We start from the raw sequence: 25,440 nt of genomic DNA, 5'->3' as shown, positions 1-25,440 counted from the left end.
TATCAGTTAAATCACTCCATTTTCCTTTAGCTCCTTTATTTCGTTTTCAGACAGCCCATAATCCATTAATATGTCAACAGTATGCTCTCCTAGTATAGGAGGATGGGATTTTTCTTCTACCTTTGTGTTTGTAAATTTAATAGGATTTCGAACCGTTTTTATTTCCCCAAGAGTAGGGTGTCTCCTTTTTTGCACCATTTCCCGTGCTTTTATCTGCGGGTGATTAAAAACCTGCTCGACATTATTAACCGGACCACACGGAATCATAGCAGAAGATAAAAGTTCTTCCCATTGATCTGCGTCTTTTTTTAAAAACTCTGCTTCAAGCAGATTTCTTAATTGTTCTCGATTTTTAATCCGGTCCGCATTCGTTTTAAACCGTGCATCCTCTTTCCATTCTCCCCGTTCCATTATTTCAGCTAGTTTATAAAACATACGATCATTTCCTGCCGCCACCATAATTGGTTTATCAGCACATTGAAAAGTCTCATATGGTGTAATGTTTCCGTGAGCATTTCCCATTCTTTTAGAAATGTGTCCCGTTAACAAATAACTGCTTGCAATATTTCCAAGAGAAGCTACTTGTATATCTAATAAAGATAAATCAATACGCTCCCCTTCCCCGCTCACATCCCGTTTTCTTAACGCTGCAAGAATACTTATGGCCACATAATGAGAGGTCATGATATCAACGACCGGAGTACCTACCCTCGTTTCCTCGGAATCAGGATGGCCGGTAATATCCATCAGGCCTCCTACAGCTTGAATAACCGGATCATAGCCGGGCAGATCTTTATATGGTCCTGTTTGACCATACCCAGTTACCGAACAAAGAATAATGTCTTCCTTTAGGCTTTTCAATGTATTATAATCAAGTCCTAAGCGCTCAAGCGTCCCAGTTTTGAAATTTTCGATAATAACATCAGCTTCAGCCGCCATTTTTTTAAATAGTGCTTTTCCTTCTTCTTTTTTCAAATTAATTGTTACTGACTTTTTATTACGATTCGCACATAAATAGTAAGTGCTCTCTTCATTCACAAACGGCCACCAATGCCTTATATCGTCTTTTCCTTCAGGGGCTTCGATCCGAATAACTTCTGCTCCGAGATCAGCTAACTGCATCGATCCCAGTGGTCCAGCTAATACACGGGATAAGTCTAAGATTTTTATTCCTGCCAGCGGTTGATTCAAATGAAACTCCCCCATCTTAAGATTTTATTTCTGTTTTTTCTTCTTCAAAAGGCCAGGGCGGAAGCATTTTTCTTAATGGCTTATCTTCGTTATATTCTAATACATAACGAGCTTGCATCACTGTATGAATCTCGCGGGTTCCTTCATAGATAACCGGTGCTTTTGAATTTCGAAGATAACGTTCCACAGGATACTCATTGGAATATCCATAAGCTCCATGAATTTGTACTGCATCATTAGCAGCTTCATTAGCAAAATCACACGCCTGCCACTTTGCTAACGACGTTTCGCGGGTATTTCGTTTGCCGGCATTTTTTAATTCTCCAGCCTTATAAACAAGCAGACGGCTCATTTGAAGTCCAGCTTCCATTTTTGCGATCATTTGTTGAACGAGCTGATGCTTTCCGATTTCTTTTCCAAACGTTTTACGCTCATGACAATATTTCACACTAGCTTCAAGACAAGCCATAATCAAACCGCAAGCGCCTGCAGCCACGGTAAATCTTCCATTGTCAAGCGCTGACATGGCAATTTTAAAACCTTCTCCTTCTTCCCCAATTAAGTTCTCCTTAGGTATTTTCACATTATCAAAGAATATTTCACCTGTATTGCCCCCGCGAATACCTAATTTCCCTTTAATTGCTTTAGAAGAAAAACCTTCTCTATCACGTTCCACCACAAATGCTGATATGCCCCTATGTTTTTTCTTTTTATCTGTATAAGCAAATACTAAAAAATGATCCGCATGATCGCATAAAGAAATCCATGTTTTGGAACCATTTAGAATATAATAGTCTCCTTTTTTTTCAGCAGTTGAATTCATTGCGGCTACATCGGACCCTGCGTTTGGTTCTGTTAACCCAAACGCTCCTACTTTTTCTCCTTTTGCCTGTGGAGTGAGAATTCGCTGTTTTTGTTCTTCATTTCCCCACTGCAGCAAGGTCATGCTGTTCAATCCAGTATGGACCGAAATTGCTGTACGATAAGCTGTGTCCCCTCGTTCTAATTCCTCACAAGCAATTGCAAGCGTATTATAATCCATTCCACTGCCTCCGTACTTCTCAGGTATACAAGTGCCCATCATGCCAAGTTCTGCTAAACGCTTAAAAATGGATGGTTCAAAATGTCCCTTTTCATCCCATTCCTTCATATTTGGAATAATTTCTTTATCCACAAAATTTCTAAGCATATTCCGCACCATTTTTTGTTCTTCCGAAAATTGAAAATCCATTATTACCTTCCTCCCTATTTTCGTCTAACTAATGCATTTCCTTTAAAAACACACAAAAAGCCAGTCCTCTCCCTAAACATTAATACAATTATTTGCATTAAAAGGAAGGTGGACTGGCTTTTAGATCCGAGATTCCATTCTGGTATGGAATGGAGTCGTATTCTAACAATCCATCAATATTCATTTTCTATTGTTACTATTCATGTTATAAAACGCTTACATTTTTGTCAACACTTTTTACCCACTTTTCTGAAAATTATACCAGTGCCTGGAAGTAACCGTTTATACATGACGAAGTTTATTTTTTAATTGTAAAAAAATAAATTGTAAAAAATTTCTTATGTAGGTCTTAAGACTGAGACAAAATACATCTACAGCTTAATACCAAATTTTTCATAAAGAGATATGATAAGAAATGTGATCGGAGTAGAAAAAAGGGGGAGTTTTTATGCGATGGTTGAGATTTATTGTAAAACGTAAAATTTTAATTGGATTAATGGCTGTTTTAGCAGTAATGATTGGAAGTTACGCTGTTTTTGAACTAAACAAAGAATTGCTGCCAGATATCAAAATGGATGGTGCTTATGTAGAAATCCGTGCTGAAGATTTGCCTGCGATTGAAATGGAACGAACCATTACTTCGCCATTAGAACAAAAATTACAAGGAATAGATGGCCTAGAAGACATTCATTCCACCACAACAATTGGCCGAACTACCTTTCAAATAACCTTTGAAGAAGGCAGCGGCGATGACAGTTTCCAGGAAGTAGAATCCATTGTAAATGCTTCAGCTTCTAAAAACCAAGATATCAATAACACAGAAGCTTTACAATACGGTACAACTCAAGATTACGAGTTTTACATGGATGTCTCTGGCGGTGATATGGATGAAATGACTAATTTTGTAAAAGATGTGCTTAAGCCAAGACTAGAAGAACTGCCCGAAGTACGAGAAGTGGATCTTGGCGGGACAACTGAACAACAAATGAATATAGAATTCAATCAAGAAGAAATCAAAAACATGGGACTTGATGTGTTACAGGTGACAGACGCTATTCAACAAACAAACCATGCTGCTGCATTAGGCCAGCTAAATGAAGATAACGACTCTCCTTCCCTACGCTGGAATACAACATTAGAATCTATTGAAGATGTGGAAAATATTAAAATTCCTGTGCAAGACGAATTCATTGAATTAAAGGAAATTGCAGAAATATCGCTAGATCAGATGGATAACTCTTCTTTTGTCTGGAAAAATGGATCAAAAGACTTTGTGTTCGCGCAAGTAGGGCGTGCCTCTGATGTTACTCAAATAGATATGGCAGATGCTGTAAGAGAAGAAATTCAAAACATTAGAGAGGAAGGACTCGTTAATGATTTTGACATACATGAGGTAGTGGCACAGGCAGATTATGTGCAAAATTCCATTGATGGTGTCACAAATAATGTTCTTCTTGGCGGTATCATTGCTATAGTTATGCTTTTCCTGTTTTTACGTAACGTCCGGGCTACCTTTATCGTTGGTATCTCGATTCCAACCTCTATTTTGCTTACCTTTGCTGCAATGTGGATGTTTGACTACAGTATTAACATATTAACGTTAATTGGTCTTGGTCTGGGCATAGGAATGATGGTCGACTCGTCGATTGTTATTTTAGAATCGATTTACCGAAAGAAAGAGCTGGGGCTGCCGCCGCTTGAGGCTGTTATAGAAGGAACAAAAGAAGTTGCGACTGCCGTTATCGCTTCGATGTTAACAACCATTGTTGTTTTCCTTCCAATAGGCCTAATTGGCGGTGAGATGGGACAGTTTATGATCATGCTCTCCGCTGTTGTAGCTATAACTCTTATTAGTTCGGTTCTCGTATCTTTTACTTTAATTCCTTCGCTTTCTGAAAAATTCCTTAAACTTCAAAAAAGAAAAAGGAAGAAACAAGACGGAATTTTATTAAATGGGTACAGTGATTTGATTTCACGAATCGTGAAGAAAAAACGGTACAGTGCAGCAGTTATTGGAGTATTTGTCTTCATGTTTGCCGGGTCGCTTATGTTTGTGCAAAAAATTCCTATGACCATAATGCCGGATATGTTTAACCGTTATGCAGAACTGATGGTGGACTTAGAAACAGGGGTTACACCAGATAATAAAAAAGAGATTGTTTCTAGTCTAAATGACACCCTTAGTTCTATCGAAGACGTCGAATCGAGTTATGTTCTCGATAACGGCAGTGTCTTTTATACGATAATTAATATGACCAAAGATGATGAAATTACTAGAGATCAAAAGGAAGTAAATGAGGAAATCTTACGCTCCTTACGCGAACTCGAAGACTCCCATCCTATAGAAAATGTGCAAGATGTTATGTCCGGTGAGGCAGGGGCACCCGTACAGGTGAACATTAAGGGAGAAGATTTTGAGAAATTGCAAACAATAGCGGATGATTTCATAAAAGAGTTAGAAGAAACCGATGGTGTGGTCGGTGTAACGAATTCAATGGAACGAACTTCACCAGAGCTAATGATTGAATTAAATGAGGAAGAAATAGAAGAAGCTGGTCTATCCCAAACTCAAATTAGACAGTTTATGGAGCAGGCGTTCTTCATGATGCCGCTTGGTGAAATGACTATTGATAAAGAAAATATCCCTTTAACCGCCCAATGGGACGAACAAATCAATTCAGCTTCTGGTCTGCTTGATTTAGACGTTTCAACCGGTGAAGGAGAGGAAAGTTTATCTCGTTTTGTGCAGTTAACACGTATCGAGAGACCGAATGAGATTTCCCATGTCAACGGGGAACGCTCTTTATCGGTGACGGCTGATATAGAAGAAACTGACCTTGGAACGATTAATAGAGATGTACAACAAATAATTAATGACTTTGACACACCAGCTGGTTATAGTATTTCCGCTGCCGGAGATCTTGAGCAGCAGCAGGAACTTATACAGGAAATGCTGTTTGTGCTTGGAATTGCCATCTTTTTAGTATATTTAGTAATGGCTGTTCAATTTAACCACCTTATCCATCCTATTATTGTTATGTCAGTCATTCCAATGACTTTCGTTGGGGCTGTATTAGGATTGTTAATCACGCAGCGCGAACTTAGCATAATGTCTGGTATGGGTGTCATCATGCTTATCGGAATTGTATTAAACAACGCTATTTTGCTTATTGATAGAACCAATCAGCTTCGCCGGCAGGAATATAGTGTGAGAGAAGCACTTATTGAAGCTGGCAGAAACCGGATCCGACCTATTTTAATGACTACCTTAACTACTGCTGGCGGTATGCTTCCGCTCGCACTGGCTTCAGGTACAGCCGGTAACTATCAAGCCCCAATGGCAACTGTCATTATTTCCGGCCTGCTTTTTGCTTCACTTATCACTTTACTGCTTATTCCTGCTGTTTATCGGCTGTTTACCGCTGCTGGTACTGGTTTTGGAAAATGGAGTAGAAAGAAAAAGCAAACAGAAGCAGCAGAAGAAAATGAATCAGCTGTTTAACTAAAGTAAAAGCCTCTTTCACGATAGAATAGCAGCTATCGGAAGGGGCTTTCTGCCTTTTTCTTTATAATTAAATATGTGTAGCTGAATTCGTCTTGCTTTAATGATAGACTGGTTACCTTTTCATTCGATGTATTTGTCAGTATAAAATTGGAAATTATGAATATGGAAAATACTTTTAAAAAACGTAAATTGGGAGGGATTTTCTATAGAGCTTTTACCCATCACATTAAAGCTTATCACTGGATTCTTCGTTCTTTTTCTTTTAATAAAAATTGTTGGAAAAAAATTAATAAATCAAATTACACCGTTTACTTTTATTGCAGCTATTGTTTTGAGTGAGTTATTAGGCAATGCTGTTTACCAAAAAAACACCCCCATTTTACATGTTATATATACAATGGTTTTATGGGGAGGATTATTATTTGTAGTAGAATACTTATCACAGAAATTTTTGCCGTTTCGTCACATGTTTGATGGGAAACCTTCTATGGTTATTCGAAACGGGAAAATTGACTATGATCAGTTAAAGAATAATCGTATGAACATCAATCAATTACAAAGTTTGCTTCGACAAAGTGAAGTATTTTCTATTCGAGAAGTAGCCTATGCATTTATTGAACCAAACGGTGCCATAAGTATATTAAAAAAGTCCCCATATCAAAAAACGACGTTGCATGATTTAAATCTCCCCCCGCATTCCGTTTATTTGCCAGTGACTTTGATAAGAGACGGAGAATTACTTCATGCTAACTTACAAGAAATTAAAAAAGATAAAGAATGGCTGAAAAACCAACTAGAACAGCAAGGAGCAGCTAATATAGAAACGGTTCTTTTTGCGGAATGGTTAGAAAATGATGGTTTATTTGTTATCCCTTATGAACAGCATTCAGTAAAATAATCCATTTCCTTATCACATAAAGTTATTTCAGAAAAGTATATATGTATATATATCCTTTGAAGAATTGTTTCTAATATTCTTCCATTCTGGAAAAAAACTCCTTAAGAAAATCAAAAAATAAGCGTTCCGTAGGAAGAAGCTGTCGTTCTTTAGGAACAATAACACCAACGCTTCGGGTGACACCTGGATTTATAATAGGTTTTTTTACCGTAAAACGCGGCGTAGTATCAACCAAAGTTATTTCAGGAATTAAAGCAATGCCCAGTCCCGCTGAAACCAACCCTTTTAAAGCATCCACATCATCACCTTCAAAAGCTACTTCTGGATGAAACCCCTGTTCTAAGCAGGCTTCTATAACCATCTCACGAAAATACATCCCTTCAGGAAGCAATATAAATGGCTCTTCTTTTAATTGTGTCAACTGCAAATTGTCTTTGTCAGCCAGATCATGATTTTTTGGTAAAAGCGCAATCACATTTTCTGTAAATAATGTGTGACCTTCTACCTTTTTATTGTTATTGGGCACTGGAGCAAGCAATCCCATGTTGTATTCGCCATTCACCACTTCTTCTATGACATCATAATATATATTTTGTTTCAGCTGAAATCTAGCATCTGGATATTGTTCGCGAAAAGAAGAAATAACTGTTGGGAGCGTATAAGCAGCCATACTGATTGGATACGTAATCCTGATGGTACCTCTTGCCGGATCTAAATGTTCCTTTACTTCGCGCTTGGCATTTTCAAGCATAATCATAGCTTGAGTGGAGCTCTCTAAAAACATTCTCCCTATTGGTGTTAAACGGACTCTTCGTCCTTGCCTCACAAACAGGTCTACCCCCAGTTCTGATTCGAGATTGTATATTTGACGGCTTACGGCGGATTGTGCAACATGCAGATTTTCAGCTGCCTCTGTCATATGCTCACGTTTGGCAACTTCCATAAAATACTTTAATTGTCTTAATTCCACAAGTTCTTCTCTCCTTTAATCATCTCAATACGATATCATTGTTATCTGTTATTCATATTGATTAGATGAATGGCTACATAATAAAATACACGTAAATCAACCGTTTAACAAACATATTTTCTTAACAGACAATCGATTCGTTATTATATCAAATTTTCTAATCAAAAGTACGAAAATTAATAATAGTTAAAAAGGTGAGCGTAAATGACTGAACAAAACTGGAACACTTGGCAAAAAAGAGTACTCCGTGAAGATTATGTAAAACCTGATATGTCTGAGATAGACAGAAAGAAAAGAATGAAGGAAGTGAATAAAAAGTACAAGTCCAGATCCTTTTCCTCTACCTATTCAACCTTAAAAATGAATAAATAATTCTCCCCTTTCAGCCGTTTCTTCGATTCATTCATCTCATAACCGCATGAAACCTATCTATAATTTATATTGTTTCTTTTCAGCTAATAATTATAAAATACTCCATAACAAAATTTTTTTTATATAAAGAATCAATCGTTGAAAAAATGCGGAGGGATGGGAGAATGCCAACAGTTGTTAATCAAACTACTCCAGATACACAATCAGCTGAAACTTACATAAGTCAAGTGTTTGAAACAATTAAACAACGAAACCCCAATGAATACGAGTTTCACCAGGCGGTTAAAGAAATATTTGAATCTTTGGTTCCAGCATTTGCGAAACATCCTAAATACATGGAAAATGGCATCCTTGAACGAATTTCAGAACCAGAGAGAGTTATTTCCTTTAGTGTTCCTTGGGTAGATGATGAAGGGAAAGTGAGGGTTAACCGCGGTTTTCGCGTACAATTTAATAGCGCGATTGGCCCCTACAAAGGCGGCCTAAGATTTCACCCTTCCGTTAATGCCAGTATTGTTAAGTTTTTAGGGTTTGAACAAATATTCAAAAATTCACTTACCGGACTTCCTATCGGCGGAGGAAAAGGCGGTGCAGACTTTGATCCGAAAGGAAAATCAGATGGTGAAGTGATGAGGTTTACGCAAAGCTTTATGACAGAACTGTCTAAACATATCGGTTCAGATATAGATGTGCCAGCTGGTGACATTGGAGTTGGTGCCAGAGAAATTGGATACATGTTCGGACAATATAAAAAAATTCAAAAAGGTTATGAAGCCGGAATTTTAACAGGGAAAGGAATTGGATATGGCGGAAGTTTAACCCGAACTGAAGCAACTGGATATGGAACTGTTTATTTTGTTGAAGAAATGTTAAAAGATAAAGGACTTAGTTTTAACGGCAGTACTGTCGTTGTTTCAGGTTCGGGGAATGTTTCTATCTATGCTATGGAAAAAGCAGCACAATTGGGAGCTACTCTAGTAGCGTGCAGTGATTCTAACGGGTATATTTATGATAAAAACGGTATCAATGTCGAAACTGTTCGGCGGTTAAAAGAAGTCGAAAGAAAAAGAATATCAGCATATGTCGATGAACACCCTGACGCACAATACCATGAAGGTTGCTCTGATATTTGGCTTACCCCTTGTGATATTGCTCTTCCATGTGCCACTCAAAACGAGATTGATGTCGAAGCAGCGAAAGTATTAGTGGCGAACAGTGTCAAAGCTGTAGGAGAAGGAGCAAATATGCCATCAACCTTACAAGCTATTGAAGTCTTCCAAAATAATGGTGTACTCTTTGGACCGGCAAAAGCTGTAAATGCTGGTGGTGTAGCTGTTTCAGCTTTAGAAATGGCGCAAAACAGCATGAGACTTTCCTGGTCATTTGAAGAAGTAGATTCTAAGTTAAAAGAAATTATGACCACTATTTATCGAAACAGCGTAGAAGCTGCAGAAAATTACGGCCATCCTGACAATCTTGTGGTGGGAGCTAATATTGCAGGCTTTTTAAAAGTAGCCGATGCCATGCTTGAGCAAGGAGTTATATAATAAGGAAATGTAACCGGAATAGTAAACCTATTAGAAAAACTCAACTTGTCGAAACCGCCTAAAAACGTCACGTCCTGTGGCAACGGCGGCATTTACACCTGTTTTCTAAAAAAACTTATACTTTCCTAGCAGTTAAAAATATGGAGTGTCTTTAGGGATAAATCTAAAGACACTCTTTTTTTATGCTTTAGGAATGTTTAACTTTGTTAAAGGATCAAAGTATAAGCAAAACTACGATCCCCCCCATTTTGGACTTGGCGGCAAGCAAAGTTTTACTGAATACTTTAGGCCAGTTTAAATATGTTAAAAGATCAAATATATTGCATAAGGGGGTTGTCCCATAAGTTGGGTCGGCTAAATTTCCTAATTAACTCCAGCTGAAATACACGTTGACTCCAGCGGTCGTCGGCTCAGAAAAAGGATCTTCTACGAAGAAATAAGGAACTACTAAAACCGCACACGTCCTGTGTGCAACGTAGAAGCCACCACATCCTGCGGAAGTCCGTCCTGTGACCAACGCCGACATTAGAACGTCGGGTTCGTCAAACGGGCAGCTGAAAATTCCGCAGTGAGCGGTCTTTGCTCACGAGGAAGCTGAAGTGTTGCCTACGGCAAAGAAGACACTACGAGAACGATCAAAGAGAGTTTGAGTAGAGGTCGCACTTGTGTCCTGAGGGTGAAAGCGAAGTGTATTTCGGCTGGAAAAAACCTTTTGGGACAGCCCCTTTCTCATTTATAAAATTTATAAAAAGGCTGTGCCATCAAAAGGTTTCATGAGACAATAAATAAACCGCGTTTTTGTGAGAATATATGTTTATTTGAAGATAGGAAGTGGATAGTATCGGAAAAAATTCCCCTCTTAAAGGTGGATGGCTGCTGCTGCGTTCGATAGCGGTTATTTCTTCAAGTGTGGCTGCTATTATTTCTTCTATGCTTCCTTTATTTTTATATTATCCTATTTCCGCAGAAGAGCTGCTTCCTCTCTTTTGTCTTCTCTTGTTCAGTGCCTTTTTGATACACGGCGTACTGACACATATTCTTAATGATTATGTTGATCATTTATCGGGAACGGATATACATAGCCCCGCGATATTATCAGGTGGCAGCCGTGTCATTCAAAAAGGATTTATTACTATAGAAAAAATGCGCACGTTTGGAATATGGCTGGTGATTACACTCGTTTTTGTTTTACTTATTTTTATCATTTTTGATTTTTATCGGCTGGCTGTTTTGTTAGCGGTTGGATTATGGGGAGCAATCACTTATTCCTTACCGCCCTTACGGTTAAGCTACCGTCCTTTTACTGGAGAATGTCTGTGCACCTTTCCGTCTGTTTTATTCCTTGGACTAGCCGGTGCATGGTTAACATTAGACAATACTCCAGAATGGGCATTCCAAAATGCCGTCATCAACGCCCTCATATGTATTGCCTGGGTTATGGTGCATCACATTCCAGATATAAATGCGGATAAAAACGCAACACCAATGAAACAAACGAGTGTGGTTTGGAGTGAACAAAAATTCGGTTCCTCCTTCATTCGTATTCCAGCTTTAATGTACTATTTTTTGGCTGCTATATGCGTGTTTTGGCTTGGATTTGACCGACTTCCTGCTGCACTTGGACTGCTTCTGATCGTATGTGTCTCTGCTTTTATCATTGTAAAAATGGATATAAATGACTTCATGCAAGTCTCAGCATATGAAAAAATATTACTGTTATTAGCAATGACCGCTGCTGTTTGGCTCGGATTATTTATATGAATAATGAAAGGCAGTTGATAAGATGAAGGCTATCATTTTTGATTTTGACGGCACATTAGCCAACACGCTGCCCGTGAATTATGCTGGTTTTAAACATGTTTTTCAAGAATTTGATAACAAAAGCCTATCTGATGAGGAAGTTAAAAACTTGTTTGGACCTCCGGAACCAGAGATTATTAAGGAACACTTGAACAGTGATCAAGTGGAAAAAGCGATAGAATATTATTATGAAGTATATGAAACCCATCATTCCCACTTAGTGGACAGGAACAAAGAAATAGAAGACATGCTTTTCAAGCTGAAAAATCACGGAATGAAATTAGGCGTAGTTACTGGAAAATCAAGAAGAAGCTTTGAGACATCTTTAGAAAGACTGAAAATGAACAATCTTTTTGATGTTATGATCACTGGTTATGACACAGAATATGATAAACCGAACCCAGAAGGTATTTTAAAGGCTTTACAAAAAATGAATATGCGAAGAAACCAGTCTATGTATATAGGAGACAGTGACGGAGATATTCATGCCGGACGGCGGGCAAATGTGACGACGGCAGGTGCTAAATGGCTGCCAGAATACCAGTCTTCAGAATATACTGCTGAACCTGATGCTATCTTCACCCATCCTTTTGATCTATTTCACTTTCTTAAACAAGACTTAGTGAAATAAAAGCCAGTGGTGTGAGGTTTAAACACATCACACCACTCTTTATTATTCCTCTTTGTTTATATATTCGTTCGGTACTTCTCCACCATGAGCACTATGATTTTTAAATTGGCTTAATCGGCCATTTCGGTGCTCTCCATGATTTTTATTTTCTTTAAATTGATTATCGGGTTTCTGTTTTTTATTATCTGCCATTCCCATGCTCCTTTTCTCATTCGCTATGATGGTTTTAGTTTTTGTATGGAAAGCACCGTTTATTCGCAGAAACCAAATACGGTTCGTTTAATAAATAAAAAAGGCGAGCCTTGGGTTTTAGTAGTATATAAAAAAGCAGCCTCCTACCGACTAGTCGGAAAGGAGGCTTTCATCGTTATCTAAGAAATTATATTTTTTCTGCTTGCGCTTTTGTTCTTTACGCCATCACTTTGCACATATCATTTGTAAATGCGACAGGATCTTCAACTTGTAGACCTTCAATTAGAAGAGCCTGGTTATACAAAAGGTTGGTGTACAGTTTTAATTTTTCTTTATCCTGATCGTACGCATTTTTTAAGGATTGGTATACATTGTGGTTAATGTTAATTTCTAATACCTTATCTGCTTTAATATTTTGATTGTCAGGCATTTGCTGAAGGATCTTTTCCATTTCAATCGAAACTTCTCCATCGGCTGCTAAGCAAACTGGGTGGGTTTTCATCCTTTTCGACGCACGGACATCTTTCACTTTATCGGATAAGATATTCTTGATTTCTTCAAATAGTTCTTTGTTGTCCTTCTTCTCTTCTTCCTCTTTTTCCTGGTCTTCTTCTGACTCAATACCTAAATCGCCGCTCGCTACAGACTTAAATTGTTTGTCATCATAACTCATTAATGTTTTAATCGCAAATTCGTCTATATCCTCGGTGAAATATAAGATCTCATATCCTTTGTCTAGTACCATTTCCGTTTGCGGAAGCTTTTCAATTCTGTCATATGAATCCCCAGCAGCGTAGTAAATGTACTGCTGATCTTCTGGCATTCTTGAAACATATTCGGATAAAGTAACTAATTTCTTTTCTTTAGATGAATAGAAAAGAAGCAGATCTTTTAAGTCGTCTTTATGGGTTCCAAAATCTATATGAACACCGAATTTTAATTGTCGGCCAAAGGATTGATAGAATTTCTCATATTTTTCGCGTTCATCTTTTAAGAGTGTTTTCAACTGGCTCTTTATTTTATTTTTAATATTTTTAGCAATCAGCTTCAACTGTCTGTCATGCTGCAGCATTTCTCGGGAAATATTTAATGATAAGTCTTCGGAATCAACAATCCCTTTAACGAAACCGAAATAATCAGGCAGCAGGTCCGAACATTTTTCCATGATCAAAACACCATTGGAATACAGTTCGAGACCTTTTTCATATTCTTTCGTATAGTAATCAAAAGGCGTATTTTCCGGGATGAATAAAATCGCTTGATAGCGCACAGCCCCATCCACACTTAGATGAATATGAGTCAACGGCTTATCAAAACCGTAATGTTTTTCAGAATAAAAAGCTTCATAATCTTCGGTAGTCAGCTCATTTTTATTTTTTCTCCAAATCGGAACCATGCTGTTGACGGTTTGTTCTTCTTTTACCTCTGCAGTTTCCTCTTCATCATCATCTTTTGGTTTTTGTACAGTAACGTCCATTTTGATAGGGTAGCGGATGTAATCAGAGTATTTTTTAATAATGGAATTTAATCGATGTTCTTCTAAATACTCGTCATAGTTTTCATCTTCTGTGTTTTCTCTTAATTTAATGAAAACCTCTGTACCGACTTTCTCTTTGTCTGCCGGTTCAATCGTATATCCATCAGCACCATTAGACTCCCATTTATAAGCCTGATCGCTATTAGCTGATTTTGTGTAAACGGTGACTACGTCTGCTACCATAAATGCGGAATAAAATCCGACACCGAATTGACCTATAATATCATGGCCATCTTTTATTTCATTTTCGTTTTTGAATGCGAGTGAGCCGCTTTTTGCAATGACTCCAAGATTGGATTCCAGCTCTTCTTCGGTCATTCCAATACCGGTGTCCTCAATTTTTAAGGTTCGATTATCCTTATCTGCGCTCACTTTTATGTAGTAGTCATCCTTATTAAAAGTGAGGGAATCATCAGTTAAAGCTTTGTAATACATTTTATCAATTGCATCACTAGCGTTTGATATTAATTCTCGTAAAAAAATCTCTTTTTGAGAATATATGGAGTTAATCATCATTTCTAATAAACGTTTCGACTCCGCTTGAAATTGTTTTGTTGCCATCATCTTATCTCCTTTCAAAATACGGAATTATTTTTAGCACTCTATCCATCTGAGTGCTAAATATCCTACTTTTATTTTACATACCGCTTTTGTGCTGTCAATATGTTGTGTTTGATTTATGTCTTCATGATTATTAAATGCTTTAGAGAAAATGTTCCATACACCTTCCACCTTTTAACTGCAATAAAATCGTAAATGTTATAAGAAACTAAAACAAGAGATGTTTTCTTATAAAGGATGATTCATGTGAATACATTGAAAGCAGATTGGTTCGGTAATATAAAGGGAGATATGCTAGCTGGCATTGTTGTTGCGCTTGCTTTAATTCCTGAAGCCATTGCGTTCTCCATTATTGCCGGGGTAGACCCAATGGTTGGTTTATACGCTTCCTTTATAATCCCAGTATTGATTGCTTTTGTCGGCGGCAGACCAGGAATGATTTCAGCAGCTACGGGGGCAATGGCTTTACTATTCATTGACCTTGTTGCACAACACGGACTCGAATATTTATTCGCTGCAACTATACTTACTGGAATCTTGCAAATAGTTTTTGGTTATTTAAAAATCGCTCGTTATATGAAATTTATTCCACGTTCCGTTATGGTAGGGTTTGTAAATGCATTAGCCATTCTTATTTTCACATCGCAAATTCCCCATTTAACTGGACAAGGCTGGGTAGTGTGGGGATTGGCTGCTGTTACACTGGCTATTATTTATCTGTTTCCTTACCTATCTAAAGCTATTCCATCAACATTGACAGCCATTATCGTCGTAACTGCTTTTTCGATGGCTGCTGGGTTAAATGTTTTTACTGTTGGTGATATGGGAAACTTAGAGCAGACATTACCTGTTTTTCTTTTACCTCAAGTCCCGTTTTCCTATGAAACCCTGACCATCATCTTTCCCTATGCTCTTGCCCTAACAGTGGTTGGCCTGCTTGAATCCCTCCTCACAGCAGCTATTGTTGATGATATGACTGATACAGACAGTAATAAAAACAGAGAAAGCAGAGGACAAGGGATTGCAAACATTGTTGCTGGATGTTTTGGAGGAATGGCCGGCTGTGCAATGATTGGACAATCCGTGATTAATGTAAAGTCAGGGGGAAAAGGGAGGTTATCTGCCCTTACTGCCGGTGTTGTCCTTATTCTTTTGATCATACTTTTAGGTAACATTGTCGTGCAAATTCCGATGGCAGTATTAGCTGGCGTAATGATTATGGTCTCCATCAGTACTTTTGACTGGAATTCAATTCGAACATTGTTTATTGTACCTGGAACCGATGCGATTGTTATGGTGGTTACCGTGATTGTTGTCGTGGTGACTCACGATCTTTCTAAAGGTGTATTTGCTGGTATTCTTTTAAGTGCTATCTTCTTCGTCTCTAAAATTTCAAAAATAAGTATAGAAAGCAAGCTCGATGATAAAAAAGAAAAGAGGACTTATTTCATTAAAGGTCAATTGTTCTTTGCTTCTGTCACTGATTCCATTGCTGGTTTTGATTTTAAAGAAGATATTAAAGAAGTGGAAATTGATCTAACGCATGCCCACATCTGGGATGATTCTGCCGTAGAAGCTATGGAAAAAATCATTGCCAAATTTGAAGAAAACGGCATAATAGTTGAAATTTCTGGGCTGAATGAAGCTAGTGCACTTTTAGTGGAGAAATTACGACATAAATTAAGCAGCCATTAGGATGGAGGTAAACCAATGTTTAAAAAAATTTTATTAGCCACAGACGGATCTGACCACGCAATTCGTGCTGCCGAAAAAGCGATTGACCTTGCAAAATGCAATCCAGAGTCTGTCATTCATGTTATATATGTTGTGGATAGCTCGAAAACAGAAGTATTAGAAAACTGGAACACAACTGGTGCTCAACAAAAACGAAAAGAAAAAGTTAGGCCTACGGAAGAAAAAGTAAAGACAGCTGATATAAGCTATGAGGTGGAGTATTTACGAGGAGAACCTGGACCAACCATCGTAAATCATGCAAATGAAAAAGACTTTGATGTAGTAGTGTTAGGCAGCAGAGGTCTAAATCGTTTTCAAGAATTGGTTCTAGGCAGTGTAAGTCATAAAGTAGCTAAAAGAGCTCATTGCGCTGTTTTAATAATTAAATAGAAGAACAACCTATCTTTTTCCCAAATGTGATTCTTATCTATGGAGGTACACCGTCGTTGCAGTAACTCCTATTCAACATAACCCCCGATTCTTATCCACACTGCTTTTTTCCTTTGCATATCACCACTGATCTTGATGGTTGTGCCTTCTACATCGTTCAAAAGCATAAACCACCCGTGATATTCTCTCGGGTGGTTAGAATAAAAACACACAGTCTCTTTATCCAACTTTTTTAGTCTCTTCTTTTTCTTCCACATTTACGTATTCATTTTCACCAATAATCCCTGCTTCCCGGTCTTTTCTTTCTAATTCTAAAGCTTTTGGAACAGATAGCCAGTAAGCCAGCCCAATTCCAATCACACCTGCTGCTAGTTTTCCAATAATAATTGGCAATATGAGCGTTGGTTGAAAGTTAGCTGTAAAAGATAAATGATCTCCTAATAAAAAGGCAGCACATACCGCAAAAGAAATATTTATCACTTTATCTTTCGGCCGCATGTTACGAACCAATTTGAACATTGCCAAAATATTAGCAATTGTGGCAATCAGCCCTGCACTTCCTTCTTTGCTTAAACCGATTTTACTTCCTATAGATTCCAGCTTGTTTCCTGCATACTTTTGAAGCAAATAAACCATCGGAAAAGCACCTGCAAGCATAATTCCAATATAACCAGCTGTTTCTAATGCTCTGAATTGATCTTCGGTATCGGCCATAATTGGGTCGAATCCCCAGCTTCCTAATACATTTGAAAACAAGCCAGTGAATACTTCTACAATAGAGAATACTAAAACGAGTTTTATGGCTGCGTCCATGATTCGGCCAAACCACATAAAGCCGTTTATCATCAAATCCGGCATGAAATACAGGCCGGCAGCTAATAAAACGACAAAGATAATTAGAGGTGATAAATTTGCAAAAATACTTAAATAACTTATTGCAAATTCATATGTAGAACCCGTAGTAGTTGAGATGACTTCACGAACTTCGGAGTTTGTTAATAACGTAATAACGCTAGAAATAAAAGCCCCGATTGGAATCGTTAATATTCCAGACATAATACCGAGCGCCATGTACTTATGATCCCTTTTATCGAGCATTGCCAGCCCCATTGGAACAGAAAATACGATGGTAGCACCAGCCATAAAACCTACAATCATTGCCATGATCCAGCCTTCATACGAACCAGCTAGTGCTTCAGCTAGCTGATAACCTCCCATATCTGTTGCTAGTATAGAAGTAGCTGCAATAGCCGGATCTGCACCGATCGAAGCAAAGAATGGTCCAAAAACTTTATCTATAAACCATGATAGATAAGGAATGGAAGCCATGATCCCAGCAGCCGGCACAAAAATATGCCCAACTGCATGCAATCCTTCCATGAACTGCTTCCCTAATCCTTCATCACTATTTTTAATGGATGCAATGGCGCCAATGACTGCACAGGCCATAATAATGTAAATAACAATTTCACCTATCATTACCATTCACGCTTCCTCCTTATCAAATATAATTTGCTGTGACTTTTTATACTACAAGATCTACTCCACTCTTTTTTTGATCCAGCATTTTGCTAATTAATGTACCCATGTGAGCTGCCGCTTCAATAGCCGGTGTGCCGCTGCGATGAATATTAGAGATAACCATTCGATCCGATTCTTTCATTCCTTTTTTAGGCTGATAACACATATAAGCACTAAGAGAGTGGGCACAAACAAGTCCAGGACGCTCTCCAATTAAGAGAATAAAAGCTTCAGGCGCTAAAATTTCACCAATATCATCCATACACGCTACTCTCCCACCTTTCACAAAGAATGGTGTTCCTATATTTAATCCATACATAGACAGAGAATCTAATAACGCAGGGTAAACATCTAAAATATTTTCATCGATAGCACTAGCACTTAACCCATCAGAAACAACAATTTGCACTTGTGGATTGAGAGTACATTTTTCTTTTATTATCGTTTTTGCTTCTTCTGATAGTATTCTTCCTTTATCAGGCCTCTTTAAGTAGTGATCCTTTGTTTCGTAACATGTCTCAACGGAAAACAAGTCCAATTCTTTTATCAATTTAGAAGAAACCTCTCCATAGACAGCATCCACCGCTGCAGCATGATCTGTACGAAAAGATAAAAAATCCTTTGTCAGAGGTCTTGTCCCTGTTCTTCCGACTCCAATTCTTGCCGGAGTGTATTTCTTGAGCGACTTGAGATGATTAGCAGTGTTTTTATCAGTCATCAAAATTGCCCCCTTATTTAGTCTCTCTTATCGCCGAGTCTTAATGACCAAATTTTACTTACATGAAATTACAGAAAAAGTGATGGATCGCCGGCTTGTTTCGTTAACTGTCCTGAAACAGATAACCCTTGCTTTTCTAACCAATCTGCAAATTCAGGAGCTGCACTTACTCCTAAAACGTTTCGCAGCGTAGCAATATCATGGAAGCTTAAGGACTGATAATTAAGCATACAATCATCTGCCATTGGTACCCCTATCACAAAATTAACTCCTGCATTACTTAATAATGTACTTAAATTATCCATATCATTTTGGTCGGCACTCATATGATTCGTATAGCATACATCAACCCCCATTGGCAGACCATGCATTTTACCCATAAAATGATCTTCAAGGCCTGCACGTAAAACTTGTTTACTGTCGTACAGATATTCAGGACCAATAAACCCAACAACTGTATTAACAATAAAAGGGTTAAAATGTTTTGCAAGTCCATAGCACCTGGACTCCAATGTTAATTGATCAACATCAAAATGAGCATCTGCTGATAACTCTGACCCCTGACCGGTCTCAAAGTACCAGCGGTTTGGCCCTTCTGCTGTGCCTTTTTCAAAAATGAGAGAAGCAGCTTCTTCAAGCATGGAAATAGATATTCCAAATGATTCGTTACCTGTTTGTGTACCGGCCAGACTTTGAAAAATCATATCAGCCGGCGCTCCTCTTTCGATTGCTCTCATTTGACTGGAGATATGAGATAACACACAATTTTGGGTCGGAATATTAAAACGGTCGATAGCATCTTTTGTCTCGTTTAACAACGCATAAATATTATCTGTTGTTTCAATGACAGGATTTATACCAATAACAGCATCACCGATTCCATAACTTAACGCTTCAAAAAGAGATGCGCGTATCCCAGCTAAATGATCAGATGGGTGATTTGGCTGTGCTCTTGAGGCAAGCACTCCTTTTTGTCCGATTTTGGTTTGACAATGAGTAATGACTGTTATTTTCGAAGCCGCCTGGATGAGATCTAAATTAGACATTATTTTAGTAACTGCTGCAATCATTTCACTCGTCAAACCGGTGCCAATTTGAAGTAACTCCTTGCTCAAATGCTTATCATCTAAGATATATTCCCTTAAATCAGCAACCGTCCAATTTTTAATAACACCGTAGATTTCTTCATTGACATTCTCTTCGATTAGTTTTGAAACATCATCTTTTTCTAATGCAACAACGGGATAACTCCTAATGTCTGAAAGAGTTGTTTCTGCTAATACAACCCTTGCAGCCATTCTTTCTTTCATGTTCTCCGCGCTTATTCCGGCAAGCTCGTCCCCTGACTTTTCTTCGTTTGCCTTTGCCATGATTTCTTTTAAGCTGTGAAACTCATAGGTTATTCCGAGCAATGTTTTCTTTTTATACATATAACCCTCTCCTATTATCCAAATGCTAATGTTTTTACAGTAATAGAAATGGCTTCCCCTGCAGCTGGTAAGCCTAAATCAATATAATCTCCATAAGTAAAATCAACCTGGTCGATGCTCATTATTTGCATACCTTCTGGACTATAGATTTTCAGAGCTTGTCCCAGTGCTTTTGCCATATCATTCTCACAAATAACCACCATACAGTTTGAATATGGAAAGTATTTTCTAAATGGTGTACAGATATCAGCTGCAATGGATTGAAGCATTTTATAGCTGCAGTATTCTAAACCTGATAATCCAAGGGCAAATGGCGGGTCTTTTGTTTCCACAAATAATTGTTTTGCTTGATTCATAACTTTTTCTACTTCCACTTTAAAAACTTTAGGTTCCCACTTTTTACTATCAATAGATACATTCAAAATCGGTATGTTTTTAAGGGGAAGAAGTTGTTCATTTACAAATATGGTAGCTCCGCTTAGTTCAGTATTTTGCATTCCTGCTCCAATGACAGTGGCTCTAGATGTTTCCTTTGCTAGTTTTACGAGAAGAGACGAGTCTTTTAAGATAAGGTTTAACGTGTATGCAAGCATTGGTCCTATATCGCCAAACTTGGCAACCTCTTTTAAAGAGGCTGGTTCTTTTTCATGAATCATTTTGCCTATATTTCCTGAAAATATTATTTGTTTAAGCTGCGGCAGAGGGCTGGAAATAGAAGAGAACAATAACTTCTCTGCACTTGTGTTTGGGCCGCCCATAAAATATGAAAGCATGCTTTTACTCATATAAAGACACACTTCTTTCAGCAATTCGAAACTCACTGTATGACCTACTTGAAAATCAAAGTGGTTAGATTGAAGCCAAGGGCGAATGAAATGAGAAATATATTCAATCTCCCCCCGTTCTGTTAACCGGATTAATCTGCCGCCAACGTGAAAAGTTAATGTCCGAATAGCTTTCCCATTTTGAAATAACGCTGCATTTGCGGTTCCTCCGCCAATGTCTATATTGGCTACTACCCCCTCTGTTTCTTCAGACCTTTTCTTAGCTCCGGAACCTTTCCCTGCAAGAATACCTTCTAAATCGGCTCCTGCCGTAGCTACAACAAAATCACCGGCACGCTCAGCTAAGTAATTAATAATGGTTTGGGCATTTTGTTTCTGTGCCGTTTCTCCTGTTATAATGACAGCCCCTGCTTGTACATTTTCAAACATAAGACCGGCCTGCTTGTACTCAAATGATAAAATGTCAGATAAATGGTTAATATCTATTTCGTATTCATTTATTAAGGGAGTTTTGTAAATTTGGCTGGCATATATAACAGAACGATCCATTATCTGACAAGTTGGCAAAGTAAATGAATTTCCTCGATTCTCAATAAGCAGACGGCTAACAATAAATTTGGTTGTACTCGTCCCAACATCAAGTCCGATACTCGTTATCCAATTTTCAATCATTTCTCACCTCCTGGTACAAATAAGAAAAGCTCAAGCGCCCTGAAAAAAGGAAGTTCGGCTAAGAGCGTCACGTCCTGTGACAACGCCGAACTGACTCCCATCCTGGGAGCCCACGACAAGTCAATGTTCTCCAGGCAAAAAGTCGTTTTTTGACTTTTATGACTGGAGGTTATTGAACCTCGAGCGGCTGGGCGCTGAAGCTAGACATGTAAAACGCCAAACTTTTATACTTTCTTACCTTATTAGAAAAACTCGGCTTGCCGCCGAGTCCAGTGGCGGAAGTCGTAGTTTTGCTTATACTTTGATCCTTTAACAAAGTTAAACATTCTAAAGTATAAAAAAGCGCTCTGAATTAATATCTACTCTTTTATTAAAAAGTAGATGTTAATTCAAAGCGCCATTGCTTTGGTTTTATTTACTTGGAATGTGAAGCTAAGATTCTATTTGCAATTTCTATAAGAGGAATATGATGTTCCATACTTTCCTTTTGCATGTTTCGATAAGCATTTTCCTCTGTAAACCCTTGTTGGTCCATCAAATACCCTTTTGCTTTTTCTATTATTTTACGCTCTTTTATTTTCTCTTCTAACTTTCCTATTTTTTTATGCATTTTTAAGTGGTTTGCACGTTGCTGTAATGCTATTTCCACCGCAGGGTTTAATTCTTTTTCATTCACTGGCTTAACAACATAAGCATTAATCCCAGCCTTTTTTGCCTGGTCGATATATTCATCATCACTATAAGCTGTCAGGAGGAGAATCGAACAACTTGAAAACTCTTTGATAATAGATGAAGCTTTAATACCGTCAACCTTTGGCATTTTTATATCCATAAGAATAAGGTCAGGATCAAGTTCATAGGCCTCTTTGATGGCTTCTTCACCATTTTTAGCTTCTCCTACTACTTGATAATTCTTTTCTTTTAATATTTCTTTTATATCAAATCTTGTAATAGGTTCGTCGTCTACAACCATAATCTTTGATTGTTTCATTCCATCACCTAATTTGTAATCGGAAATGTTAGAGAAACGTTTGTCCCCCGATTCGAGTGAAAAACAGAAAGAATACCTTCCAGCTCTTCTTCTACTAGCATTTCAACAAGATGAAGACCTAAGGAAGATGAGTTTTGAGCATAGACACTATGATCCATACCGTCACCATTATCCGATACGATAATATTGACCATCTGTTTTCTTATGTTCGTCGTTATTTCAATTTTTCCAACAGCGGTTGTGTGAAAGGCATGCTTGATACCATTTTGAATTAATTCATTTACTACCAATGCAACGGATGTTGCTTTATCTGAAGGTAAAAAAAGCGGCTTTCCTTTCACAGATATTTCTATACTTTGTTCACTAGTGGTGGATGAAGAAACCAGTAATGTCCCAATTTGCTCCATTACAAAAGTGACATCTACTTCTTCAAATCCATTTTTCGCCAAGTAATCATGAACCTTTCCCATGCTTGCAATTCTATTTAAGCTGTCACTAAATACTCATACCACTTCATCTGAAGCAGACCGCCTCATCTGCAAACGAAGCATGCTTGAAATAACCTGCAAATTATTTTTGACTCTGTGATGTAACTCTTGAATGATCAATGATTGTTTTATTTCCTGCTTTTGACCCTTATCTGTGGATTTCAGAAGCGATTTCATTTTGTGTTCATTCCTGATCGTACCTGAAATATCATGTTCCTTAATCAAAACAGCAATTGTTATACCAGAAGGATCAGTAATTGGAACAATATCTTGCTGCATAACGATATTTTCCTGAGAGATCCCTCTTGATCCGATGATCGATTTGCCATTTTTTAAGCTAAATAAAACGCCAGGCTCTGTTTCTTCAAAAGCTATCTCACCTAATACACTTTCTTTGTATAAAGAAGGTGATGTTGAAGGTGAGGCTTCGGCTACCACTATAGCAGCGCTTTTCTCCGGGGAAAGACAGTCAATAAACATATCTGCCCGCGAAATATCAGCCATCACTTGCATATTCGCTGCCATATTTTCAATAATATTGCACTGTTCTTCGGAAAGATGAGTTACTTGTTCTAAATTACTAATTGTTTGCATTATCCTTGTTGTCTCCACTTCTGCAGCAATCAGGTTGATCGAAAATAATTTATCACTTCTGTAATATAACTATCAACATGAATGGCAGATTTATTAACAAAGTATTTAATTCACAACGAGAAACATTTTTGTTTATTTTAGAATTTTCAGTTTCTTATTTTCTATTTTAAACAAAATTATTGATTAATCAACCATAATTTCATTAACTCATAAAATTTTAGATTTAACTCCGTTTCTTCATTAGATTATATGTCTAGAATCAATTTCATAAGTGCTATTTTGATTATCCAAAACGAACATTATATCGATTGTAGCGGAAAGCGAACGATAACGAGGTAATTTTATATAATGTTCGTTTATAATAATATAGAAATGAATTATGAAATTCATTTTAATGATCTCGTTAAAAAAGCTACACATACAAAAACGTTTTCAATCTTCTTCATAAAGCTGGTGGTGAGGCAAAGCTACACGCTGCTGGACGTAGTATTCATTTTGAAATATTAAAAATAGCCAAAAGAGGTCATAATAGATGGTCTGTTTTTCCTTCTAACATTATATCTATATATAAGGGGGAAAAAAATGAGAAGTCAATTCCGTTTTCATAACTTATCGAATAAAAATATGTCCTTTGCAGACGTTTATCATCATATAGAAACCTTCATGAAGCAAAACCCGCAAGCACAGTACAGATTAATGATTGGCACCGACTCACAAGTACACAGGAAATTTACACGTTTTGTTACCGGCATTGTCATACGTCGTGAAGGTCATGGTGTATGGGCTTGTTTAAAAAAGCATGAAGTGAAAAGACGAATCGAACATTTACATGAAAAAGTATCGACAGAGACCCTTTTAACGGAAGAAGTAGCTCAACTATTCACAGCTAAACGAAAACAAAAATTATTACAAATTATCATGCCTTATATTGATGAAGGAAGCTCCTTTACATTCGAAGGGCACCTAGATGTTGGAAAGGGACAACGTAATAAAACAAAAATTTATGTGGAAGAAATGATGGCCCGTCTTAAAGTTTATGGGATGAAAGCTCGAGTGAAGCCAGATTCATTCGTTGCGTCTAGTTATGCAAACCGTTATACAAAATAATAGTTCTTATGACAGCTGCCGTTTTTTAATTATATCTTTAGATTGTTCAAGCTCTCCTGCAATTTGTTCAACCCAACAAAACGATTGTATCAAGTCATGTTAATTAGTCTCTTTGGTAAATTTGCGTAAAATGTTCATGGACCCCCATCATGGCCGGTATTCATCCTATCTAAAACTAGCTAATCCTTCCAAATTTCTTGAATATAAACATTACCCGGCCTGCTTACCCAAGCTTATGAATATGTGGCTCTATCATTCTGAAAGGTACAGCAATTGTGAAAATTCACCTATTGTCCTCTGTATATTGACACTTTAAGAAGAGGTCCTTACAATATGAAACCATATTTAAATAAAATCATTCATGAATTGCTCGTATAATGTTGGAAATATGGTCCAATCGTTTCTACCAAACTACCGTAAATAGTTTGACTACGAGAAGGGGATATTAACACACAGTATGTTACACCTGTAAAATGTGTCGCCTTCCTCATCGTACGTCAAACTCCAGGATACCTGGGGTTTTTTTAGTATTTAGAAAAACTCGGCTTGCCGCCACAAAATGACAATATATCTTT

At 37.6% G+C, this 25,440-nt stretch carries 21 protein-coding genes and 1 riboswitch; of the genes, 9 read left to right on the top strand and 12 right to left on the bottom strand.

Annotated elements, in window-relative coordinates:
• Nucleotides 1-6: 6 nt before the first annotated feature.
• Both CEF16_RS20125 and CEF16_RS20120 read right to left on the bottom strand, forming a co-directional pair.
• Nucleotides 7-1,191 carry a CaiB/BaiF CoA transferase family protein gene (locus CEF16_RS20125; protein WP_175488358.1) on the bottom strand — a complete coding sequence of 395 codons (1,185 nt, stop codon included), beginning with the start codon at nucleotides 1,189-1,191 and terminating at the stop codon, nucleotides 7-9.
• Between the two features lie 16 nt (nucleotides 1,192-1,207).
• On the bottom strand, nucleotides 1,208-2,422 hold the full coding sequence (locus tag CEF16_RS20120) for an acyl-CoA dehydrogenase family protein (RefSeq protein WP_091585733.1): 1,215 nt from the start codon (nucleotides 2,420-2,422) through the stop codon (nucleotides 1,208-1,210).
• 448 nt (nucleotides 2,423-2,870) lie between these two features.
• Here CEF16_RS20120 and CEF16_RS20115 point away from each other — a divergent pair, with 448 nt between their 5' ends.
• The gene (locus tag CEF16_RS20115) at nucleotides 2,871-5,924 is read left to right on the top strand and encodes an efflux RND transporter permease subunit (RefSeq protein ID WP_091585731.1); all 3,054 of its coding nucleotides are present in this window, start codon (nucleotides 2,871-2,873) and stop codon (nucleotides 5,922-5,924) included.
• Between the two features lie 208 nt (nucleotides 5,925-6,132).
• On the top strand, nucleotides 6,133-6,825 hold the full coding sequence (locus tag CEF16_RS20110; RefSeq protein ID WP_091585729.1) for a DUF421 domain-containing protein: 693 nt from the start codon (nucleotides 6,133-6,135) through the stop codon (nucleotides 6,823-6,825).
• A 70-nt stretch (nucleotides 6,826-6,895) separates the two neighbouring features.
• On the opposite strand, the gene gltC is transcribed toward CEF16_RS20110, so the two are convergent.
• On the bottom strand, nucleotides 6,896-7,795 hold the full coding sequence (gene gltC / locus CEF16_RS20105; protein WP_091585727.1) for a glutamate biosynthesis transcriptional regulator GltC: 900 nt from the start codon (nucleotides 7,793-7,795) through the stop codon (nucleotides 6,896-6,898).
• A 204-nt stretch (nucleotides 7,796-7,999) separates the two neighbouring features.
• On the opposite strand from gltC, the gene CEF16_RS23945 reads away from it, so the two are divergent.
• The 4 genes from CEF16_RS23945 to CEF16_RS20090 all read left to right on the top strand — a co-directional run bounded on the left by CEF16_RS23945 (nucleotide 8,000) and on the right by CEF16_RS20090 (nucleotide 12,145).
• Complete coding sequence (locus CEF16_RS23945; RefSeq protein ID WP_170032192.1) at nucleotides 8,000-8,167, top strand: hypothetical protein; 168 nt, start codon at nucleotides 8,000-8,002, stop codon at nucleotides 8,165-8,167.
• Between the two features lie 164 nt (nucleotides 8,168-8,331).
• Complete coding sequence (gdhA, locus tag CEF16_RS20100; RefSeq protein ID WP_091585725.1) at nucleotides 8,332-9,714, top strand: NADP-specific glutamate dehydrogenase; 1,383 nt, start codon at nucleotides 8,332-8,334, stop codon at nucleotides 9,712-9,714.
• A gap of 831 nt (nucleotides 9,715-10,545) precedes the next feature.
• A complete protein-coding gene (locus tag CEF16_RS20095) occupies nucleotides 10,546-11,475 on the top strand; it encodes a prenyltransferase (protein ID WP_245917936.1) in 930 nt (309 codons plus the stop codon).
• Nucleotides 11,476-11,497: 22 nt separating this feature from the next.
• Nucleotides 11,498-12,145, top strand: coding sequence for an HAD family hydrolase (locus tag CEF16_RS20090; protein ID WP_091585723.1), 648 nt, complete (start codon nucleotides 11,498-11,500; stop codon nucleotides 12,143-12,145).
• Nucleotides 12,146-12,187: 42 nt separating this feature from the next.
• Here the strand turns inward: CEF16_RS20090 and CEF16_RS23940 are convergent, their stop codons facing one another.
• Entirely contained in the window at nucleotides 12,188-12,337 is a 150-nt protein-coding gene (locus CEF16_RS23940) for a hypothetical protein (RefSeq protein ID WP_170032189.1), read from the bottom strand.
• 217 nt (nucleotides 12,338-12,554) lie between these two features.
• On the bottom strand, nucleotides 12,555-14,435 hold the full coding sequence (gene htpG, locus CEF16_RS20085; protein ID WP_091585721.1) for a molecular chaperone HtpG: 1,881 nt from the start codon (nucleotides 14,433-14,435) through the stop codon (nucleotides 12,555-12,557).
• A 237-nt stretch (nucleotides 14,436-14,672) separates the two neighbouring features.
• Here htpG and CEF16_RS20080 point away from each other — a divergent pair, with 237 nt between their 5' ends.
• Both CEF16_RS20080 and CEF16_RS20075 read left to right on the top strand, forming a co-directional pair.
• A complete protein-coding gene (locus tag CEF16_RS20080; protein ID WP_091585719.1) occupies nucleotides 14,673-16,130 on the top strand; it encodes a SulP family inorganic anion transporter in 1,458 nt (485 codons plus the stop codon).
• A 15-nt stretch (nucleotides 16,131-16,145) separates the two neighbouring features.
• Nucleotides 16,146-16,559, top strand: a complete 414-nt coding sequence (locus CEF16_RS20075; RefSeq protein ID WP_091585717.1) for a universal stress protein — start codon at nucleotides 16,146-16,148, stop codon at nucleotides 16,557-16,559.
• 219 nt (nucleotides 16,560-16,778) lie between these two features.
• Here the strand turns inward: CEF16_RS20075 and eutH are convergent, their stop codons facing one another.
• From eutH to CEF16_RS20040, 7 genes are all read right to left on the bottom strand, one after another.
• Entirely contained in the window at nucleotides 16,779-18,044 is a 1,266-nt protein-coding gene (gene eutH, locus CEF16_RS20070) for an ethanolamine utilization protein EutH (RefSeq protein ID WP_091585715.1), read from the bottom strand.
• Between the two features lie 40 nt (nucleotides 18,045-18,084).
• A complete protein-coding gene (gene eutC / locus CEF16_RS20065; protein WP_091585713.1) occupies nucleotides 18,085-18,798 on the bottom strand; it encodes an ethanolamine ammonia-lyase subunit EutC in 714 nt (237 codons plus the stop codon).
• A 68-nt stretch (nucleotides 18,799-18,866) separates the two neighbouring features.
• A complete protein-coding gene (locus tag CEF16_RS20060) occupies nucleotides 18,867-20,228 on the bottom strand; it encodes an ethanolamine ammonia-lyase subunit EutB (RefSeq protein WP_091585710.1) in 1,362 nt (453 codons plus the stop codon).
• A gap of 14 nt (nucleotides 20,229-20,242) precedes the next feature.
• Nucleotides 20,243-21,685 carry an ethanolamine ammonia-lyase reactivating factor EutA gene (locus CEF16_RS20055; protein ID WP_091585708.1) on the bottom strand — a complete coding sequence of 481 codons (1,443 nt, stop codon included), beginning with the start codon at nucleotides 21,683-21,685 and terminating at the stop codon, nucleotides 20,243-20,245.
• Between the two features lie 415 nt (nucleotides 21,686-22,100).
• Entirely contained in the window at nucleotides 22,101-22,676 is a 576-nt protein-coding gene (locus CEF16_RS20050; RefSeq protein ID WP_091585706.1) for an ANTAR domain-containing response regulator, read from the bottom strand.
• 8 nt (nucleotides 22,677-22,684) lie between these two features.
• Nucleotides 22,685-23,146 carry a sensor histidine kinase gene (locus tag CEF16_RS20045; RefSeq protein WP_091585703.1) on the bottom strand — a complete coding sequence of 154 codons (462 nt, stop codon included), beginning with the start codon at nucleotides 23,144-23,146 and terminating at the stop codon, nucleotides 22,685-22,687.
• A gap of 33 nt (nucleotides 23,147-23,179) precedes the next feature.
• Nucleotides 23,180-23,758 (bottom strand): histidine kinase N-terminal domain-containing protein, encoded by a 579-nt coding sequence (locus CEF16_RS20040; RefSeq protein ID WP_091585701.1) that lies wholly within the window; start codon nucleotides 23,756-23,758, stop codon nucleotides 23,180-23,182.
• Nucleotides 23,759-24,340: 582 nt separating this feature from the next.
• Here CEF16_RS20040 and CEF16_RS20035 point away from each other — a divergent pair.
• Nucleotides 24,341-24,865 (top strand): ribonuclease H-like YkuK family protein, encoded by a 525-nt coding sequence (locus tag CEF16_RS20035; protein ID WP_091585699.1) that lies wholly within the window; start codon nucleotides 24,341-24,343, stop codon nucleotides 24,863-24,865.
• Nucleotides 24,866-25,215: 350 nt separating this feature from the next.
• Nucleotides 25,216-25,317: riboswitch (purine riboswitch) on the top strand.
• Nucleotides 25,318-25,440 lie beyond the last annotated feature (123 nt).

Source organism: Alteribacillus bidgolensis (genome assembly GCF_002886255.1).
GTDB lineage: Bacteria > Bacillota > Bacilli > Bacillales > Marinococcaceae > Alteribacillus > Alteribacillus bidgolensis.
The sequence above is the reverse complement of the archived record's forward strand: the minus strand, read 5'-3'. Positions and strand labels throughout refer to the sequence as shown.

What these genes read in the sequence shown, in the direction of transcription:
- CEF16_RS20090 (WP_091585723.1), top strand. Translation starts at nt 11,498, where the DNA reads ATGAAGGCTATCATTTTTGATTTTGACGGCACATTAGCCAACACGCTG.
- CEF16_RS20120 (WP_091585733.1), bottom strand. Translation starts at nt 2,422, where the DNA reads ATGGATTTTCAATTTTCGGAAGAACAAAAAATGGTGCGGAATATGCTT.
- CEF16_RS20045 (WP_091585703.1), bottom strand. Translation starts at nt 23,146, where the DNA reads ATGGGAAAGGTTCATGATTACTTGGCGAAAAATGGATTTGAAGAAGTA.
- gdhA (WP_091585725.1), top strand. Translation starts at nt 8,332, where the DNA reads ATGCCAACAGTTGTTAATCAAACTACTCCAGATACACAATCAGCTGAA.
- CEF16_RS20035 (WP_091585699.1), top strand. Translation starts at nt 24,341, where the DNA reads ATGAGAAGTCAATTCCGTTTTCATAACTTATCGAATAAAAATATGTCC.
- eutC (WP_091585713.1), bottom strand. Translation starts at nt 18,798, where the DNA reads ATGACTGATAAAAACACTGCTAATCATCTCAAGTCGCTCAAGAAATAC.
- htpG (WP_091585721.1), bottom strand. Translation starts at nt 14,435, where the DNA reads ATGGCAACAAAACAATTTCAAGCGGAGTCGAAACGTTTATTAGAAATG.
- CEF16_RS20060 (WP_091585710.1), bottom strand. Translation starts at nt 20,228, where the DNA reads ATGTATAAAAAGAAAACATTGCTCGGAATAACCTATGAGTTTCACAGC.
- CEF16_RS20075 (WP_091585717.1), top strand. Translation starts at nt 16,146, where the DNA reads ATGTTTAAAAAAATTTTATTAGCCACAGACGGATCTGACCACGCAATT.
- CEF16_RS20115 (WP_091585731.1), top strand. Translation starts at nt 2,871, where the DNA reads ATGCGATGGTTGAGATTTATTGTAAAACGTAAAATTTTAATTGGATTA.
- CEF16_RS20080 (WP_091585719.1), top strand. Translation starts at nt 14,673, where the DNA reads ATGATTCATGTGAATACATTGAAAGCAGATTGGTTCGGTAATATAAAG.
- CEF16_RS23945 (WP_170032192.1), top strand. Translation starts at nt 8,000, where the DNA reads ATGACTGAACAAAACTGGAACACTTGGCAAAAAAGAGTACTCCGTGAA.
- eutH (WP_091585715.1), bottom strand. Translation starts at nt 18,044, where the DNA reads ATGGTAATGATAGGTGAAATTGTTATTTACATTATTATGGCCTGTGCA.
- CEF16_RS20055 (WP_091585708.1), bottom strand. Translation starts at nt 21,685, where the DNA reads ATGATTGAAAATTGGATAACGAGTATCGGACTTGATGTTGGGACGAGT.
- CEF16_RS23940 (WP_170032189.1), bottom strand. Translation starts at nt 12,337, where the DNA reads ATGGCAGATAATAAAAAACAGAAACCCGATAATCAATTTAAAGAAAAT.
- CEF16_RS20040 (WP_091585701.1), bottom strand. Translation starts at nt 23,758, where the DNA reads ATGCAAACAATTAGTAATTTAGAACAAGTAACTCATCTTTCCGAAGAA.
- CEF16_RS20050 (WP_091585706.1), bottom strand. Translation starts at nt 22,676, where the DNA reads ATGAAACAATCAAAGATTATGGTTGTAGACGACGAACCTATTACAAGA.